The 14,229-nt window shown below is 67.1% G+C and carries 16 protein-coding genes and 1 pseudogene; 15 read left to right on the plus strand and 2 right to left on the minus strand.

The window, feature by feature from the left end; translation table 11 throughout:
• Positions 1–152: 152 nt before the first annotated feature.
• Both AOA12_RS22335 and AOA12_RS24215 read left to right on the plus strand, forming a co-directional pair.
• Positions 153–446 (plus strand): hypothetical protein, encoded by a 294-nt coding sequence (locus AOA12_RS22335; RefSeq protein WP_005055297.1) that lies wholly within the window; start codon positions 153–155, stop codon positions 444–446.
• A 105-nt stretch (positions 447–551) separates the two neighbouring features.
• Positions 552–701: pseudogene (locus AOA12_RS24215) on the plus strand (transposase); the annotation flags it as partial.
• Positions 702–717: 16 nt separating this feature from the next.
• Here AOA12_RS24215 and AOA12_RS22340 read toward each other — a convergent pair.
• A complete protein-coding gene (locus tag AOA12_RS22340) occupies positions 718–1,344 on the minus strand; it encodes a hypothetical protein (protein ID WP_197281246.1) in 627 nt (208 codons plus the stop codon).
• Positions 1,345–1,681: 337 nt separating this feature from the next.
• On the opposite strand from AOA12_RS22340, the gene AOA12_RS22345 reads away from it, so the two are divergent.
• Both AOA12_RS22345 and AOA12_RS22350 read left to right on the plus strand, forming a co-directional pair.
• Positions 1,682–2,152 carry a hypothetical protein gene (locus tag AOA12_RS22345; RefSeq protein WP_054687632.1) on the plus strand — a complete coding sequence of 157 codons (471 nt, stop codon included), beginning with the start codon at positions 1,682–1,684 and terminating at the stop codon, positions 2,150–2,152.
• On the plus strand, positions 2,152–2,721 hold the full coding sequence (locus tag AOA12_RS22350; protein WP_054687635.1) for an RES family NAD+ phosphorylase: 570 nt from the start codon (positions 2,152–2,154) through the stop codon (positions 2,719–2,721). Before AOA12_RS22345 ends, AOA12_RS22350 begins: the two co-directional genes overlap by 1 nt.
• A 32-nt stretch (positions 2,722–2,753) precedes the next feature.
• On the opposite strand, the gene AOA12_RS22355 is transcribed toward AOA12_RS22350, so the two are convergent.
• Complete coding sequence (locus AOA12_RS22355) at positions 2,754–3,971, minus strand: hypothetical protein (protein ID WP_156366716.1); 1,218 nt, start codon at positions 3,969–3,971, stop codon at positions 2,754–2,756.
• A 553-nt stretch (positions 3,972–4,524) separates the two neighbouring features.
• On the opposite strand from AOA12_RS22355, the gene AOA12_RS22360 reads away from it, so the two are divergent.
• From AOA12_RS22360 to AOA12_RS22870, 11 genes are all read left to right on the plus strand, one after another.
• Positions 4,525–4,737 (plus strand): hypothetical protein, encoded by a 213-nt coding sequence (locus tag AOA12_RS22360; RefSeq protein ID WP_054687639.1) that lies wholly within the window; start codon positions 4,525–4,527, stop codon positions 4,735–4,737.
• A 248-nt stretch (positions 4,738–4,985) separates the two neighbouring features.
• Positions 4,986–10,004, plus strand: a complete 5,019-nt coding sequence (locus AOA12_RS22365; RefSeq protein WP_156366717.1) for a telomere-associated protein — start codon at positions 4,986–4,988, stop codon at positions 10,002–10,004.
• A 27-nt stretch (positions 10,005–10,031) separates the two neighbouring features.
• Positions 10,032–10,691, plus strand: a complete 660-nt coding sequence (locus AOA12_RS22370; RefSeq protein ID WP_054687643.1) for a helix-turn-helix domain-containing protein — start codon at positions 10,032–10,034, stop codon at positions 10,689–10,691.
• 45 nt (positions 10,692–10,736) lie between these two features.
• Entirely contained in the window at positions 10,737–11,012 is a 276-nt protein-coding gene (gene nrdH, locus AOA12_RS22375) for a glutaredoxin-like protein NrdH (protein WP_269465077.1), read from the plus strand.
• Positions 11,013–11,157: 145 nt separating this feature from the next.
• A complete protein-coding gene (locus AOA12_RS22380; RefSeq protein ID WP_054687645.1) occupies positions 11,158–11,640 on the plus strand; it encodes a helix-turn-helix transcriptional regulator in 483 nt (160 codons plus the stop codon).
• A 10-nt stretch (positions 11,641–11,650) separates the two neighbouring features.
• Positions 11,651–11,899: a hypothetical protein gene (locus AOA12_RS22385; RefSeq protein ID WP_054687647.1), complete on the plus strand. Its 249-nt coding sequence runs from the start codon at positions 11,651–11,653 to the stop codon at positions 11,897–11,899.
• A gap of 23 nt (positions 11,900–11,922) precedes the next feature.
• The gene (locus tag AOA12_RS23450) at positions 11,923–12,102 is read left to right on the plus strand and encodes a hypothetical protein (protein WP_156366718.1); all 180 of its coding nucleotides are present in this window, start codon (positions 11,923–11,925) and stop codon (positions 12,100–12,102) included.
• Positions 12,092–12,802, plus strand: coding sequence for a hypothetical protein (locus tag AOA12_RS22390; protein ID WP_054687648.1), 711 nt, complete (start codon positions 12,092–12,094; stop codon positions 12,800–12,802). Before AOA12_RS23450 ends, AOA12_RS22390 begins: the two co-directional genes overlap by 11 nt.
• A 3-nt stretch (positions 12,803–12,805) precedes the next feature.
• A complete protein-coding gene (locus AOA12_RS22395) occupies positions 12,806–13,018 on the plus strand; it encodes a hypothetical protein (RefSeq protein WP_054687650.1) in 213 nt (70 codons plus the stop codon).
• Entirely contained in the window at positions 13,015–13,677 is a 663-nt protein-coding gene (locus AOA12_RS22400) for a hypothetical protein (protein ID WP_054687653.1), read from the plus strand. The genes AOA12_RS22395 and AOA12_RS22400 overlap by 4 nt, the downstream gene beginning before the upstream one ends.
• A 26-nt stretch (positions 13,678–13,703) precedes the next feature.
• The gene (locus tag AOA12_RS22870) at positions 13,704–14,102 is read left to right on the plus strand and encodes an SOS response-associated peptidase family protein (RefSeq protein ID WP_082406579.1); all 399 of its coding nucleotides are present in this window, start codon (positions 13,704–13,706) and stop codon (positions 14,100–14,102) included.
• The last annotated feature ends 127 nt before the right edge of the window (positions 14,103–14,229 follow it).

Raw genomic sequence — 14,229 nt, forward strand, 5'->3', positions numbered from 1 at the left:
GGTAACCCGGCGGCCTTGATCCGCAGCTCTGCGCCCGAAGCGTTGCGCGCCGTGGTCTTCCGCGTGAAGGAGCCTGCGTGGGACACTTCTTCTGAGGGCCACCTGTAGGGATCGCTTTGGGGTCGTCGACCGCGCATGAAGGGAGAACCGTGATGACTGGGGATGAAGTGTTCGACACGATCGCTCACGAGATGACTGCGCTTGACGGTGTGTCACGGAACCACCGCGGCAGTCTCATCGTCTCGGGAAGCAGCAGTGGCGCCGTGCGCGCCATGACCAGCGGCGGGCAGGTGGTGGTGAAGCTTGACCCAATGCGCACGGCGGCTCTCGTTGACGCCGGCGTCGGGACACACTACAAGGGTCAGAAGAACGCGTGGCTCCAGCTTCCGGCCGACCTCGACTTTGATCACGTGCGCGGTCTCATCCTCGAGGCGCTGACTGCATGAGAAACCCTTCTTGATTGATGGTCCTGTCCCCTGGTGTGGTGGAGGATCCGGCCGGGTTGTCTTCGTCGTAGACGTTGGTGAGCCATCGTGGTGATAGTCAGTGAGGGCTCGTCGGATCTGATCGACGCGGGAAGCGACCGTGCGGATCGTTGCCGCTCCGCACGATCTCACCACGGAGCGCACCGCCCGCCGCAACTGGACCCGCCCGACGACGCTCGCCACCTGGCCGGGGAGGTCGACCTAAAGGTTCCCAAATAACCGGGGGCGTGACTCACGCCTCGAGGTTCTCGGTCCCGACGAACGCGTTGTGACGCCAATAGATGTTGTCCCGGAAGTGCGCAAACCCGACGCTTTCGTACGACGCAGCGACCTTCTTTCGGGAGCGCCGAAACTCGATCTCGGACAGGTGCTCCCACGGCACCGGTTGCGCGCGGAGAACGATGAGAGTCTCCCTCCCCGTGCCGGTCACCGTCTCCACCAGCGTCGTGAGCAGACGTGGACCAAGGCGCTGACCCCGGTACGGTGGCTCCACAAAGACGCCCTCGACGATCACGAGCTGCGACACCTGCTCGCCAACCAGCGGATCGCGGGAGTCGAGCCACTCGAAGACGTTCTCATCACCGAGAATCGACTCGGTGATCTCGAATGCTTCGCCGCCTACTTGATCGAACACGTCAACGACGTCACCCACCCGGTCGAGGTCGACGGTGTACGCAGTAGCGCGCGCGATGACACGACGCTCCGGCTCCCCCTCGTCGTCGTCATCGAAGATGTACAACGTCGCGTCAGCGGAGATCTTCGCGACGCCCGACGGCAACTCCGTCCAGTTCACGGAGTCCGGTACTCCGACCAGTGGCCGCGTGACCTTCACAATGCACTCAATATCCGTGAGGTCCACGTCAAGTCGCGCAACAACAGCAGACATACTCACCCCTTCAACAACGGATACGCGGCAACGGCATCGTGCCGACAATACCCGGGCGCTAGCCGCGATCCAGCAGAGAAGCTGAGGCGCTGTGAAACCGCCGCCCACATGATCGCGACGGTCGGCCGGCGTCCGAAATGTCCATATGGACATCGCGTGGACATTTCAATTGCGAAATGGACATTTCAGAAAGATCCCTACAGCTGACGCCACCACCTCTACCGATATCTAGCGGAATCTAGTGAATCGCTAGACTTCCCTAGATTCCTCGATCGATGCCCAATATGAGAATTGGGCGTATCGTGGGGGTATGGCCAAGCGAACCTTCACTGCACGATCGGCGGGCACCGGCAAGATCTCTGCCGGAAAGTCGATCGCCAAGAATCCCACGAGCAAGGCCGGCGCCGCGCTGCGGGATGCGGCGGCGAAGCGGTCCAACTACGTCGTCGCGATCCAGATCGCTGACCGTGCCAGCGCGGTCGCGGCCGCGCTGGGAAGCAAGGCGCAACTCGCGTCGATGCTCGAGGTGTCCCCGTCGCAGCCCACGCGGTGGATCGACGGATCCGAGCGCCCGAACTCGGAGAACGCTCGAGTGATCGTCGACCTCGACCACGTCATCGCTCGTGCGGGTCTGCTGTGGAAGCCGTCCGTGATCGGTTCGTGGCTCAACGGCAGCAACGCCTTCCTCGACGGCGCGCGGCCGATCGACGTGCTCAGGACGACCGGCTCTGCGCCTGTGATCGACGCGCTCGACCAGGAGCTCGCCGGCGGCTACGCCTGATGCTGCTGCACCGCGTCTTCCTGCACGACCCCGCAGCTGCTCCCGGAAAGTCCGGCCACGCCACCTACCTGCACAAGCCGCAAGGCGCCGGCCGATGGGACAACCCGGCGCTCTACGACGCCTGGTACCTCTCGCCAGCAGCTGAGGGCGCCGTGGGGGAGACCCTGGGCAACCTCGCCACCTGGTCAGCTGACATGCTCGAGCACCCGAGCGGGCTGCGCCGCGCGCTTGCGACGTTCTCCGTCGACGACGACCTGTCGATCTTCGACTTCGACGACACGACGAACCTGCAGCACCTCGGGATGCGACCCAGCCAGGTCGTCATCCGCAACAAGGCATTCACTCAGAGCAAGGCCGCGGCGCTGTTCGCCGAGACCCACCACGACGGAAGACGACGGTGGGCGGGCGTGAGCTGGTGGTCGTACCACCGCCCGTCGTGGCGGAACGTCATGTTGTGGGCGACGCCCGCAGAACCCGCCCCGCTCACACTCCAGAGCGTTCAACCGCTCACTCTCAGCTCGATCTCGGTCATCGAAGCCGCGCGCGCTCTGAGCAAGCCGCTTCCGTAGCTCGAGCGACACCTCGGGTGAGGGTGAGGACCCTACGAGTGGGCGCGCGGGTCGTCTGAGTCGTATGACCAGAACTCGTCCGGGGCGACATCCCAGACCTTCACCGTCTTCCCCTCGTGGACGTGGGAACGGGTCAGCTTGCCTGCTTCGTCTTTTCCCACCAGGCCGACGAGCTCGAGGGCGGCCGAGAGCTGTGGCAAGGAGGGTCGCTCGTCGACGGCGAGATCTGCAGCCAGGAGTGTGCGCGCAGGCGCGCACAGCAGCAGTAGCCGGCCATTGGTGAGAATCCCGACCCGGCGGCCGCTCTTGGAGCTCTCCTCCGAGAACGAGCCGTGCGAGTCGTACACGTGCGCGCGCCCTTCGTCGATTGCATGACGGACGGAGCCCACGAGCGCGTCGACCAGGTGAGGATCCGCGGCGGCGGTCGTCGACGGCGATGGCGCCCGCGCCGGCTTCGCGCGACGCTCCACTGCCGTAGTGGTCGGCCGTGCCGGCCGCCGAGTCGCGGAGCGTTCGACCTGGCCGCCAGGGCGAGCGCGCGTCTCGAGAGCGTCGCTCGTCGATGGCGGCCGCGGCGACTCCCGAGTCCACGGCCAGGCATCGAAGGGCATCTGGTGGGCGTCGAGGAACTGGTCCAGCAGCCGCAGCCCGAAGCGACACGCGGCGACGGACGACCGGTCGGTCTCTGGTACACGATGCAGCCCGACCCACATGTCGAGGTAGTCGTCCATCGATGGTGCGCCGGCACCGCGCATCCATTCCCGGATCCTCCGGCCGAGCTCGACGCGAGCGTGTGCGGTCTCGCCGGACACGATCGCGCTGTACTGGCTCCGTTCGAGGTCCGGGGAGAGCTCGAGCGAGAAGACCCGGTCCCGGAAGTCGGGAAGCATCGCGCGATCGCCGGTGATGATCGTCGCCGGCGGCACACCCTCCGCCAGCTCCCCACTCCGTCCCATCGCGCCGCTCAGCTCGAGGCCATCCAGGATCTTCCGCAGCTCTCTCTTCAACAGGGTCGGGCGATGAGCAGGGACCAGATCCTCCAGCACCATCGGGTGCTCGATGACGAACCACTCGCCCTTGCGCATCTCGAACGGGATCCCGTCCGCGCGCAGCTCACTCCACGGTCGCCCTCCGAGCTCGGCGAGAGCGAACGCCGCCATCACCTTGTCCGGCGCATCACCGTAGAGATAGATCGGCTTCGGGAACGGCCGCCACAACGAGAACATCATCGCGCCCACGAGCCGCTCCACGGCGGGAGATCCGCGCAGCGCGGTAAGTGCCCTCGGCACCAGATCCTCGACGCTCACGACCTCCACGCCGCCCACTCTGACAGAGACAGACACCTCCAACCGGGCCATCTGGGGCGAAATAAGGGGCGTGTTACCGATTTTCTGGCGCCCGCCACCCCCGGAATCACGCGGATGTTACCGACCCATCCCGCGCCGGAAGACAGGCTCACAAAACTTGAATCATCCATCTGACCTCGGATTTATCACCCCCTTGGGCGTCGCAACCGTAACCGTTACCGGAAACTCAACACATATACGTGTTAACCCCCAAACGCCCCAACGGCACAAGCTCCGAGGAGCGATGGCACTGGAGGACTGAAAAACTTTCGGCACCCGATGTCCGGATAACGTCGGAAGTTGCACCTATGACGGTCATGGACGAGCTGACCGATCCGACACGCCAACGCGCCGAGTGTGGCTTGCGGTATCTGTATCTGTTCCGTGCTATGAATGACGCATGTCAGCGGCAAGAGCAGCACGGCCTGGGCGCCGAGTTCGCGGGGAACGAGCACAGATGCTCGTCCGCGTGCCGATCGACCATCACAACCTGTACGAGCGCAAGGCTGAGGAACTCGGCATCCCGCTCGGCAGCTGGGTCACGATGCAGCTTGCAGAGCTCTACGACCTTCCGATCCCGGAGTACATCCACGAAGAACTTGCGGCGGCCGAACAGCGTCGTCGCGCCGACGAGTCGCGACAGGAGCTGCCGATGCCGCGCACCGCATAACGAGGAAGATCCCCGGTTTGGCGACCGGGGATCTTCGGGAGTCTGGTTCGGACCCGAAGCTTTGGCGAGCAGGTGGTCCGAGATCTGAAGTTGTAGTTCCTGGGTTGGCCCCCACAGGGAACTGAATCGCACCGAAAGGAGGTGTTGCACGTCATGGTACCCGAAGTTCGTCTTTTTCTGAAGCAGCTTCAGCCTGCGGCTGTGTCTCGTGTCTCTCCTCCCGTGGTCTTCACGGGAGGGTCGGGCACGTGACGCTGACTGACTCTCCTGTTGTTGGGGCTGCCGGGTCGGCGGTCGATCGAGTGTGGAACGCTCTCGACGCCGGCGGGTTCAAGCCCGAGTCGATCCGGGGCGACAAGTTCATGGCGCTGTGCCCGGTGCACGGCGACACTCACCGCTCGCTGAGTGTGAAGTTCGACCGGCGCCGCGAGGCGGTCCTGCTCAACTGCTTCACGTGCCACGCCGACTACCGCGACGTCGCCAGCGCGATCGGCCTGTCCGCCACCGATCTGTTCGACGCCCCTCTCCCCGAGAAGGACGCTCCGCGGCCCGCGAAGGGCAAGCCGAAGTTCGAGCCCGCGCACCGGGTGCCGCGCCGCATCACCGGCCTCGTCGACGTCGACGAGCTCGCCGGGGCGAAATGGGAACAGGTGACGACCTACCCGTACGCCGACGCAGCCGGAACCGTGGTCGAAGAGGTCATCCGCGAGCAGGCCGTGGTCGACGGCGCCGTGCACAAGCGGTTCCGTCAGCGCTTCCGCTCGGCGGCCGGCCGCTGGGTCACCAAGAAGCCGACCGGATTCACCCCCGTCCTGTACCAGCACGCCGACGTGCTGCGTGCGATCGCCACCGACCAGCCTGTGTGGATCGTCGAGGGGGAGAAGGACGCCGACAACGCTGCAGCCCGCGGCCTGGTCGCGACCACGAACGCCCAGGGGTCCGGGTCGTTCCCCCGTGAGCTCGCCGACGTGTTCACCGGGGCCACGGTCAACGTGGTCGCCGATCGGGATAGCGCCGGCTACAAGCGGGCCGCGCAGCTGCACCACATGCTCGGCGAGGTCGGCGCGACGGTGACCCTCTACCGGCCGGCGATCGATGTTGACAAGGGCGATCTCACCGATCACCTCGAGGCCGGCCTGGGTGTCGAGGACCTGGAGGAGATCTCGGTCGGCAATGCCGTGCTGCTCCAGCTGATCGCTGACACGGTGAAGGGGATCGAAGCGATCGCCGTGTGCAGTGCGGAGATCCGCGCACACCAGGATCTGGTCGCGTCGGGCGAGGAACCCGCGCAGCACGACGAGGACATCGCTGCGTGGGCGAAGGAGGCGCTGCTCCGCTATCGCCGGGTCGCTGCGAGCGTCGGCGAAGTGGTGACGGCGACCGGGGCCACGGATCCCCTCAGCCGCACCGTGATGCAAGAGGCGGAGAACCTCGTCGACCAGGCCGCCCGCACCGCGCAGGAAGCCTACGACCTCACGGGTGTCCGCGTGCCGACCAGCATCACCGAGCGGCTCAAGCCCGCTGACCGGCGAGTGCAGTTTGGCGGCGACCGCGAGCACGAGGCCGGCGACCCGCCCGCGTTCACGGGCAACACGTTCATCCCCGGCGACGACGACACACCCAACCGCGGCCGCGAGTTTACCGTCCGCAAGGGGCAGACCGTCGAGATCAAGTGGGAGCGCGACGGCGACGGGACCCGCCGCCGGTTCAACCGCGTCATCGACGGCTGGGGCGACATCCTCTCGGTCGCGTTCGAGGACAACGGCCAGGAGTCGGAGATCACCCGAGCCACCCACGAGATGACCGTCCGGTTCTCCCGCTGGGTCCGCGATGAGGAGGGGAACCCGGTCTACGAAGAGAACGGCAGCAACAAGATCGAGTCCCAGGTGGTCACCTGGGATGAGGAGCAGCTGCAGCGGGGGACGTGGGCTGACGCGCTGCCGTGGGTCGGGATGCTCGAGAACACGTCCCGCCGCGGCCGCGAGCTGGCGTGGGACGCCCTGCACAACGCCCGCCCCGCCCCGTACGCGCGAGAGCGCGTCTACACCACCACTGGGTGGCGTGAGGGGGAGTCGGGAAGCTACTTCGTCCACGCAGACGGAGCGATCACCGCGCAGGGGTCGATGCCGCTGCGGACACGCATGGTTGGCGGCATCGAGCATCTGCGGGTCGCTGAGCCCACCACGGATGCAAAGGCTCTGCGGGCCGCGTGGGAGGGAAGCACCGTCCCACTGCGCGAGAAGCTGCCCGCCCGGGCGATGGCTCCCGTGCTGGGCCTGGTGTGGCGGGCGCCGTTCGCGCCCGTGCCCCACGTCTGCTACCTCAACGGCGCCGCCGGATCCGGAAAGTCCACGCTCGCCCGACTCGGCATGCACTACTTCGCGCCTGGCCTTGTGCAGCAGGAAGGCTCGCCCAAGACGATCCTCTCCGCCACCGCCGCCGGCGGATCTCAGTCCGGCATCGGCCTGATGCGGGTCGTCCGCTCCGCCGACTACATGCCCGTCCTCGCCGACGACTTCGTCGACATCGACGCGAAGAAGGCCGAGGCGCGCCTCGAGAACCTCGTCCGGGCACTGTTCGACGGCGGCGGCCACGTCGCCGGTAAGGCCCGTGGGGGAGTGACCGCGCAGGGCCGCATCAACGCGTCCGTCATCGCTACCGGCCAGATCGGCATCACCGGCTCCGCACTCCAGCGCCTGTTCACGATCGCGTTGAACCCGGGCGAGATCCCCGACAGCACCGCCACGTTCATGCAGCTCGAGGAGAAGACCCACCGCGAGGAGAGGGCACTCCTCGGCGCTGCGCTGCTGCAATGGCTCGCTGCTCACCGCGACACGATCCAGGCCGAGTACTTCGACCCCGACAGCACCTCGCCGCTCAGCCTGCGCGCCCTCACCCTCGCCTGGACGCGACGCCTGCGCGATGTCCCGCACAACGACGGTGCACGCGGCCGCATGATCACCGCGGCCGTGGTCTCCGTCCACGGGATCGCTCTGATGCTGCGCATGCTCATCGAGAACAAGGCGCTCACCCGCGACGAAGCCAACGAGTTCTACGCCTGGGCCGAGGCGGGAATCGATGAGGGGATCCGGCTGCAGGACCCCGGCAGCGGCGACGTCGCACTGCTCACGATGGAACTGCTGCGCGAAGCGCTCGCCAGCCAGGCTGCGCACATCTCACTCACCGATGGCGAGGCGCCGGACAACGCCGAGCAGCTCGGCTGGAGCCGCCGCGGCAAGCAGCCCAACGACGTCCTCGTGCCCAACGGCCCGAAGGTCGGCACCATCAAGGTGCACAGCGACGGGACTGAACGGCTCTACCTGTTCCCGATGGTCACGTTCGAGGTCATCAAGAAGGTCGCCGCCGGCGCCGGCATGGGATTCAGCGACACCACCACCTCGATCGGCTCCTCGTTTGCCGGCGCCCCGCACTTCTGGATCACACCCGAGTTCACCAACCGCGACAGCAGCACTCAGCACACCGTCCGCCCGATCCAGGGCGGCCCCCCGATGAAGGTGTGGGACCTCCCCCTCAGCGCACTGTTCGGCGAGCACGGCAGCGACGACGACACCGATCCCGGCACCGATTCCCCGGACCCGTCGCTGTTCGACGGTCCCGTGAACTTCGGGGCACTGCTCGACGACACTGCCGCTGAGGACGCACCCCCGGCGCCTGAACCGCTGCTCGAGATCCCCGAGACCGCCGCGTCGCCATTGACCTCTGACCCGCAGCCGGCAGAGCGGCCGTCGACGCAGCCCTCACCGGCCGCGACGGCCTCCGCCCCCGCCAAGCGCGCAGCGATCGCTCCAGGATCGGGTTTCCGCGGCGTCGTGGGCGTGCTCGACGAGCACGGCGTCTGGCTCCCGGACGGTCAGTGCGTGCCGCTCCCGTTCCCCATCCGGCACATCGGCGACGCCGCGAAGGTCATCGCCAACCTCGGGCTCGGCTACCGGCACCCGGGCGCCTGGAAGTCGGAGGACGGCCAGCTGCTCGTGACGGATGCCGCGGCGCGCCAGCTCGGCCTCCCCGTCGACCAGCTGACCTCCCACGAAGGCCGTGAGCGCACGGAGGAGCTGTACAAGCTCACCGTCGACCATCCGTTCCTCACCGACGCGATCGCCGAGGGGTACGAGATCGGCGGCACCCAGGTGGCCCTCAACCCGATGACCCGCGTGTGGATGCCCGGCAACGACCGGCTGCGCGGACGGTTCGCGTTGATGGCTGCGCTGCAGGACGACTTCACCGCACTGTGCGCCGGCGACGCGGACAGCGCCACGATCGCTCGCCGCCTGCAGCGATACGCCGAGATGATCGGCAAGCCCTACGCGGTCAGCGCCGCAGTCACCGGCATCGACCTCATGCTCGATCTCGCTCCCAGCAAGGAGAAGCGCCTCGAGCGGTTCACCCCGCACACGCCTGTCGGGCCGGCGGAGATCGCAACCCTCGAGTCGGACATCAACTGGCAGCGCAAGCCGGTGGGTGAAGAGCTCGAGCACACCTACGTGCACGCCTTCGACCGCGGCGGCTCCTACCTCGCCGGCGTCAGCGGCCAGCACTACGGCATCGGCGAGCCCCGGTACCTGCCCGAAGGCTCCCGGATCGAGTTCAAGAGCACCACGCCCGGCTACTGGCGCGTCGTCCTCCCCGAGCGCCGCGAGTGGCTACACCCGAACCCGATCGATCCGTTCAACCGCGACGGCGAGATCGCCGGCATGAAGAGCTGGCTGACCACCGCGACCCTCACTGTCGCCCAGGAGCTCGGCTACGAGCTCGAGATCGTCGAAGCGTACGTGTGGGACAACCACGGCCGGATCCTCGACAGCTGGGCCGAGCGGATCGCCGAAGCCCGCGCCGCACTCGACACCGCGGACCCCGACGACCAGGCGGTGCGCGAGCTCGTCAAGCCCACCTACACCCGCGGCCTGGGCCGCATGGCGAGCTTTGAGCACATGAAGGGGCGCCCCGGATTCGCACCCGAGCGGTACCACCTGATCCAGGCTCGCTCCCGCGCCAACATCATCCGCCGGATCGTGCAGATCGGCACCGAAACGGGTCGCTGGCCCGTCGCCGTCAAGCAGGACACGATCCTCTACACCAGCAACGAGATCGACCCGGAGAAGGCATGGCCCGGCCGGCCGCGCGACTTCGGCCGAGGGCTCGGTCAATACAAGCCCGAGGGGTTCGCGTTCCTCAACGAGCACCTGCAGTTCCTGACCGGTGAGGGCCGCTACGACGGCAAGGACCACCTGGACCTCGAGGTGTTCTGACGATGACCAGCGAGAGAGGAGCCGACGATGGACGCTGACGACGCACGTACAGCTGCAGAACGCGCAGCCAAGCAGCGCAACGCCGTCTTCGAGGCCTTCACCCGCCAGGAAGCGACCCCCACCGGCGCCGGGGAGGGCGCACCCGGCGTCGTCCGGATGCTCCGGTCCCTGTACAGCACCACACGCTCTGTAAAGGCCGAGGGCGGCGCAGAGCGGATGATCACCTCGATCTCCACGAAAGAGGCTGCGCGCCGGCTCGGCGTCTCTCAGCGGACCGTGCAGCGGTGGATCAAGGGGCAGCACAACCCCTCCGCAACCGTGATGAAGAAGCTCACCACGAAAGCCCGTCAAGCAGTCACCACCAAGCGCGGCCGCGCGCAGGCCGTGCGACGCGCGATCGCCAACCAGAAGCCCACCGCGAACGGCGTCCGCGTGAAGGTCTCCGGCATGCAGGGGCCAAAGGACTACTCCCGCATGCGCGACATCGGACAGAAGCTCACCCCCGAGGAATACGAGGGCCTGCAGCACGCCTACATGGAAGGCGGGGACCGAGGCGCTCTCGACTTCCTCGAAAACGTTCTGAGCGACAAATACGTCGAGAACTGGAACATCGACTATCTGACCGGGCTGGGCTTCGACGGTGTCGGACCCCACGACAACGATGGCGACCCTCGCGCCTTCCACTAGACCACCGACAGCACCACGACCACCACGAGAGGAGGTGAACCACCGATGACCGCAACCACCGCAGAATTGATGCAGGAGACGACTCCCGCAAGCATCACGGTCTACACCAAGCCCAGCTGCGTGCAGTGCAACGCGACCTACCGGGCGCTGGACGCCAAGGGCATCGACTACGAGATCCTCGACCTGTCCGAAGACCCCGCGGCGCTCGAGCACGTGAAGTCGCTCGGCTACCTGCAGGCACCCGTCGTCATCACCGACGAAGACCACTGGTCGGGCTTCCGTCCCGACAAGATCGACGAGCTCGCCGCGCGACTCGCATGATCACACCACGAGAGGGGCCGCATCCCACACCGGATGCGGCCCCTCTCCGCGTCCCAGGACGTTGATTTATGGGGTCAGGTCATCCTATATTTGATGGGTAGAGACCATGCTGATCTGCCTGATCAGTAACCCAGGAGGTGAGAGCGTGACCGCGAAGAAGATCAACGTCATCGGCTACCGCGATATCGCGGCCAAGCTCGGCGTCAGCGTGAAGTACATCCACAATCTCGCCAGCACCGGCGAGATGAGCGATCCCGACTTCCCGCAGCCCACCACACCCGAATGGATGCGATCCCCGGGCTTCGACGAAGACGACGTCGACCGGTGGATCGCACTGCGCGCAGCGCGGGCGCAGCGCGGAAAGAGCGGCCGGCCGCCGGCGCTCGGCTACACGCGCATCCAGGTCTCTCCCGACGTCAACAAGAAGATCCTGCAGCGCATCCGCAAGGCCGGGACCTTCCGTGAGTTCACCGAGCTCGCCGGAATATCCGATCAGGCCCTGCGAACCCGCTTCACCGGCCGCACACGCTGGCGCAGCGTCGAGCTCGAGGCATTCGCCACACGACTCGGCACCACCGTGGACGAACTCACGGCAGAGCCCCTCGCGGGCGAGCTCGACGTCGACTAGGAGAAGCCCCATGCCTCGAACGCCTCTGCGAGAAGCCATTGCCGAGCTCGCGATCGCCATCGAGAGCGGCGAACTCCCTCGAGTGGTGTCAGCCGACGAATCCACTCTCGACGCGATCCGCTTCGTCTTCCAACAGTGGTACCCGCTCACCGACAACGCGGGCCTGGAGCTGTCAGCCTCTGCCGAGGAGATCGGCCAGGCATACTTCGCACGCGGCGCCGACCCCGACAGCTGGGCGTGGGCGCCGTCGTCTGCATGACCACAAGCGAAAGGGCGGAGAAGGTGAGCGAACTTACTGAGCGGGTGCAGCAGCTGACGCCTGCCGAGCTCGTCTTCTCGCTGCGCGAGGTGGCCGAGAACGTCGAGCTCATCGACCCCGACATCACCGCCGCGCTGCTCACGCGAGCCGCCGACGACCTGGCTCGAGCGCACTCAGAGGAAGCACCCGACGATGCGAGCTGACCACCCAACTGAACCCGAGCGGCCGTGGGATGAAGGCCGACTCGGCACGGTCCTGTCCAACAGCTATGCGGCGTTCGGGCGCCGCGGCCGCGTCGACGCGACGCGCGCCGCGGCCCAGCTCGGCGTCTCGCCCTCCACCGTCCGCCGATGGGTGCGCCACGGCATCCCTGCGCGCCGGCTCCCTGAGATCCAGGAGCGCATTCTCCCGCCGGCATCTATGTTCACCCAAGAGCAACGAGAGCTCGCCCACGCCCGGGAATCACTCTGGGACATCGTCGATCGAGGCGCCCCCGTCAACCCCGCCTGGGTCAAGCAGGGGTGGCTCAAGCCGCATACCCTCGCGATCGTTCTCCTCCGCGACCGCGGCGTCTGCGTCCCCCGGATCTCCCGTACCGGCTCCGATCGCTCCGGAGAACGCCTCACCGCCGCCAGCGGCGTCATCATCGAGCAGCTCGATTTCCGCAATCGCTTCCGCGCCCAAGTCGCCAAAGGGGAGCTGCTCGAGGCCGTCCGCGACTGGAGGATCGTGATCCCCAGCGGACAGATCCACCCGGGCCGTACGCAAGCGTGGCTCGCTGACGCACCCAGACCCTCCCTCGACCATCTTCGCGACCACCCCCAGGTGAAGATCCCCGTCACCAAGCCGCGGAAGCAGTCACACACCACCGTCCGCAAAACCACGGCCGAGAAGGGACCCTGACCGATGCTCGGACAAATCCCCATCTCTCTCCCCGAGGACCCCGAGCTGCTCGCCGTGGCCACGATCGCGCTCGACAGGGCAGGGGAGTACAGCCTGAGCATCCACAATGTCGTCGACGCCACGATCACGATGACACCCGCGCAGCAGGCCAACGCGCTGCGGATCCTCGCCACCGGCGTCGAAGCCGAGGCGGTCGGCCGAGAGGAGCAGCCATGATCGAACGAATGGTCCTCGTGATGGGCATCGCCATGCTCGCTACGCTCGCCGCTACCGGCGCGATCTTCGCCCCTCTCACCGGCACACCGTGGCTCGATGCGCTCCTGGCCCCCGGCATCGTCATCGCCGCGACCGCGGCCCTCGGAGCTCTCATCGCCCTCGCTGGCGCGATCATGCAGCGCGCGGATCCGATCTGGGCTGCCGGCGGCGCGGTCACCGTCGACGACGACCACAACCTCACCCTCTCCACGAAGCGGTTCCTGCGTGCGCCCGAGCCGACCGCCACCGTCCGCCTCGACCAGGTCACGGTCGCTACCTGGTACATCAGTCCGTTCAGCAGATCCGGGACGCTCTCGATCCAGCTGTGGAACCACGACCCGGAGATCACCTTCGGGATCTTCGGGCTCATGCCGCAGTCCAGGACCGAGCCGCTCGCCGATATCTCCACCCGCATCCTCGACGCCTCACCCACCGCCACAGCGCGACTGCAGCACTACCTCGAGCAGCGCATCGACGCCGGCACCCTCGAGTGCAACTTCACGCCCCACGACTTCGAGCCCATCCCCGAGCTCCGGCCTCCGCTCGAGCCGGGCATCACATTCAGCGCGGATGGCCACGAGATCCGCTATCGCAAGCCCGACCCGGACGAGACGCCATGACCGCCGGCCTGTAAGTCGCCGAGGGCGTGGACCTTCCCCTCAAGCTCATCACCAGCTCCAACGGCATCCTGGCCAAGAAGGGCGCCGGGAAGACCAGCGCGGCCGTCGTGTTGCTCGAGGAAATGCACCAGGTGGGCGTGCCCGTCATCGTCGTCGATCCCAAGGGCGACTGGGTGCTCACTGCGACCATCGTCACATCGGATGCCGTACAGACTCTCGCCGGCACCCACGACCGCAACCCAGTCATCCTCCCCGAGCACATATGGCTGCATTGGCTCGACCCGTCCCTTATCGGCGACCAGGCACTCGTCGACGAGGCCGTGCACGCCGGCGTTGCCGAGGCATCCGGCCTCGAGTTCGACGCGGTCAGCCCGTTCGGGATCCGCGCCAACGGTCCCGAGCTCCTCGAACCGCTGCCGCAGTAGCGCCGGCTGGCAGGCTGGGATCGGTTCGCCCGCACGGGGCGCCGGGTACCGGCGCCGTCCCACGAGGTGAGGCCGGCTTGCCGGCATCGCAGGGACGGGCCGCGCAGCGGTAAGCCGTCCCCGACGG

The organism is Microbacterium sp. No. 7, from assembly GCF_001314225.1.
Taxonomy (GTDB): Bacteria; Actinomycetota; Actinomycetes; order Actinomycetales; family Microbacteriaceae; genus Microbacterium.

Bases quoted from the DNA above. Each gene is read 5' to 3' on its own strand.
- AOA12_RS22395 (WP_054687650.1), top strand. From the start codon at position 12,806: ATGCTCGGACAAATCCCCATCTCTCTCCCCGAGGACCCCGAGCTGCTC.
- AOA12_RS22360 (WP_054687639.1), top strand. From the start codon at position 4,525: ATGCTCGTCCGCGTGCCGATCGACCATCACAACCTGTACGAGCGCAAG.
- AOA12_RS22400 (WP_054687653.1), top strand. From the start codon at position 13,015: ATGATCGAACGAATGGTCCTCGTGATGGGCATCGCCATGCTCGCTACG.
- AOA12_RS22385 (WP_054687647.1), top strand. From the start codon at position 11,651: ATGCCTCGAACGCCTCTGCGAGAAGCCATTGCCGAGCTCGCGATCGCC.
- AOA12_RS22370 (WP_054687643.1), top strand. From the start codon at position 10,032: ATGGACGCTGACGACGCACGTACAGCTGCAGAACGCGCAGCCAAGCAG.
- AOA12_RS22390 (WP_054687648.1), top strand. From the start codon at position 12,092: ATGCGAGCTGACCACCCAACTGAACCCGAGCGGCCGTGGGATGAAGGC.
- AOA12_RS22345 (WP_054687632.1), top strand. From the start codon at position 1,682: ATGGCCAAGCGAACCTTCACTGCACGATCGGCGGGCACCGGCAAGATC.
- AOA12_RS22335 (WP_005055297.1), top strand. From the start codon at position 153: ATGACTGGGGATGAAGTGTTCGACACGATCGCTCACGAGATGACTGCG.
- nrdH (WP_269465077.1), top strand. From the start codon at position 10,737: ATGACCGCAACCACCGCAGAATTGATGCAGGAGACGACTCCCGCAAGC.
- AOA12_RS22350 (WP_054687635.1), top strand. From the start codon at position 2,152: ATGCTGCTGCACCGCGTCTTCCTGCACGACCCCGCAGCTGCTCCCGGA.